General features: G+C 57.0%; 1 protein-coding gene. It reads left to right on the forward strand.

What is annotated here, in order from left to right:
* A partial coding sequence (locus JNN07_02115; GenBank protein MBL9166518.1) for a relaxase domain-containing protein occupies window positions 1-2,418 on the forward strand: 2,418 nt, incomplete at its 5' end.
* Window positions 2,419-2,682: the final 264 nt, after the last annotated feature.

Below are 2,682 nucleotides of genomic sequence, written 5' to 3' on the forward strand. Positions count from 1 at the left end.
GAGTCCTTTGCCGGCACTCGGGTCCGGAAGGCGGGTTCTTGCAACGATCGGCCCACCCAGAATGTCACCGCTGCCCTATTCCGTCACGAAACCTCCCGGGCTATGGATCCGCATCTTCATACCCATTGCATCGTCTTCAACGCGACCTATGACTCCACCGAGAGCTGCTGGAAGGCGCTCCAGAACCACGACATGCTGGTAGCGTCCCGTTTCGTGCAAAATGTGTATTATCATGAGCTCACCCGCAAACTCCGCCGCTTTGGCTATTCGATCACCAACACGCCACGCGGAGATTTCGAACTCGATGGTGTGGCTCCGGAGTTGATCCAGAAGTTCTCGAAACGCCACCGCCAAATCGATGATCAAACACAGAAGCTCCTGGAAGCATCACCCGACAAATCCGAATCGAACCGGGCAGAGATTCGCGATCACATCGCTCATAAGCATCGAGCTCAGAAGTCTGGCGAGCTCAGCCCGGAGGAACTGCAGAGCCATTGGTGGAGCCAACTTACCCCTCTCGAGTCGGAATCATTAACCCAATTGACCGGTCCGGTAACGTCCGAACTCCCAGCGCAACGTGCTTTGGCCGAGAAGGCGCTGATCTGGGCCGAAGACCACCTGTTCGATCGGCACTCGGTGGTGCGTGAGACCGACCTCTGGCGCCATGCTTTGGAGTTCGCCCGAGGCCAGGACATTCCGGTCTCGGAACTACAATCCTGCAGTCGGGCACGAAACTACCTTCGTGACGATCGGCGACCCGGTTTCGTCACCACGAAGACCGCGCTGGAACGGGAAAGGGCGATTGTTCAGCTAGCCCGCTTGGGTTTGGGCGCATCCCACCCTCTGTGTACCCATTACACTCTCCGGAACCAATCGCTGGATCCGGAGCAACGGAAAGCCGTGGATCGGCTAGTTCGTTCCTGCAATTTCATTTCGCTATTCCGCGGCGGGGCAGGAACCGGGAAGAGCTACACCCTGCGCGAGGTCCACGACATCCTCCGGACGAGAGGTCGAGGGGTTATCGTGCTAGCTCCTCAGCGCCAACAAGTCATCGATTTAAAGAAGGATGGTTTTCAGCAGGTTGCGACGGTCAGCGCATTTCTCGCTCAGTCGGAAATGAAAAAGGGCACCGTCGTCATCGTGGATGAGGCAGGTCAAATCGGCGGGAAGCAAATGATCGCTTTGATCGAAAAGATCAAGATGGGGTCAGGGCGATTGATCCTGTCCGGTGATACGCGCCAGCATGGGCCAGTTGAAGCCATGGACGCGATGCGCGCCATCGAGAAGTATTCCGGGTTGGAGCCTATCGAACTCACCACGATCCGTCGCCAAAACCCAGAGCTGGCCAAGACCAGAAAGGAACGACAGCGGATCAAACAATACCGCCGCGCCGTGCGCGAAGCCCGGGACGGCAACGTTTTCGAATCCTTCCAGCGACTAGAGCGCCAGGGATCCATCACGGAATCCGGAACCGAAGACCACGGCAAAAGGCTGATCGACTGTTACCTGAACCAAGTAGACCGGGGAGACTCGACCGTCATCGTTTCCCAGAGTTGGGATGAGATTCATCGCATCAACGAGTCCGTGCGAGCAGCGCTGAAAGAACGCAAGAAACTCGGCGAGATCGAGACGCCGCTATCCACCCTGGTCCCTCGTGACTCGACCGATGCGCAGAAACGAGACCCGCGGACCTACACCGAGCAAACGCGAGTGGTGTTCAATCGGAACGTCCGTGGCTTCAAGAAGGGAGAGCAGGCCCATCTGGTATCTATCACTGACACCCATCTCGAGGTCGCCCAAGGCTTGAGGACGGTCTCCATCCCCTTCAAGCACCTCGAGAGGCTAACGCTTTGCGAGCAGAAAGAACTCAACATCGCCACCGGAGATCGTCTCCAACTCAAATCAAACGGCCTCAGCGGGGACGGACGGCGTCTAGCGAACGGCGAACTAGTCACGGTGAGACGAGTCTTAAAGAACGGAAGTCTACAATTAAGCGATGGCCGCATCCTGGGCACCTCCTTCCGTCAATTTATCCGGGGCTATGCCGTGACTTCCTACGGAGCCCAGGGAAAGACGGTGGACCAAGTGATCTTCTCTGATTCCTCCGTCCAAGCCGCCACCAGCCGCGAGCAGTGGTACGTCACGATTTCACGCGGAAGGAAGGGTGTCCACATCTTCACCCGCGACAAAGCCCAACTACGTGAGAGCATCACCCGGAGCAGCACCCGGCCGTTAGCGATGGAACTGAGATTACCGAACCCGCCAGCAGTCTCACAGAGGGCATACGGCGTTTTCCAGGATCAAATTGGGACTTCTGCTCGACCGCAACGCCGCATCGATCCTGCAAAGGTCTCACATCGTGCAGTCCCGGAAATACCACGCCCTCACCCGCAACGAAGAGGGGTGCGTACCGGGTAATGAACGGGGGCTGGTTCCTCTTCAAGCAGGCGGGTAGCGGCACGGAGATGTCAGAAAATGGAAAGCTTGCTCGCGAATGTTTACCGCCATCGGCCCAGCCTCAAATTGCTGCAAAACTGCAGTCTATAGTGAATGACAGAAGTCATTTCCGAATCGAGCAATTGGACGCGGTTTTGGTCGGATCATCGATGAAGCTCTTGAGGGCTTTGCAAAGCCGATCGGAGAGTTCTTGCGGAGTTTTGGCAATGAAGTCCCAGAACCAGT

It is taken from the genome of Verrucomicrobiales bacterium (assembly GCA_016793885.1).
Taxonomy (GTDB): Bacteria; Verrucomicrobiota; Verrucomicrobiia; order Limisphaerales; family UBA11320; genus UBA11320.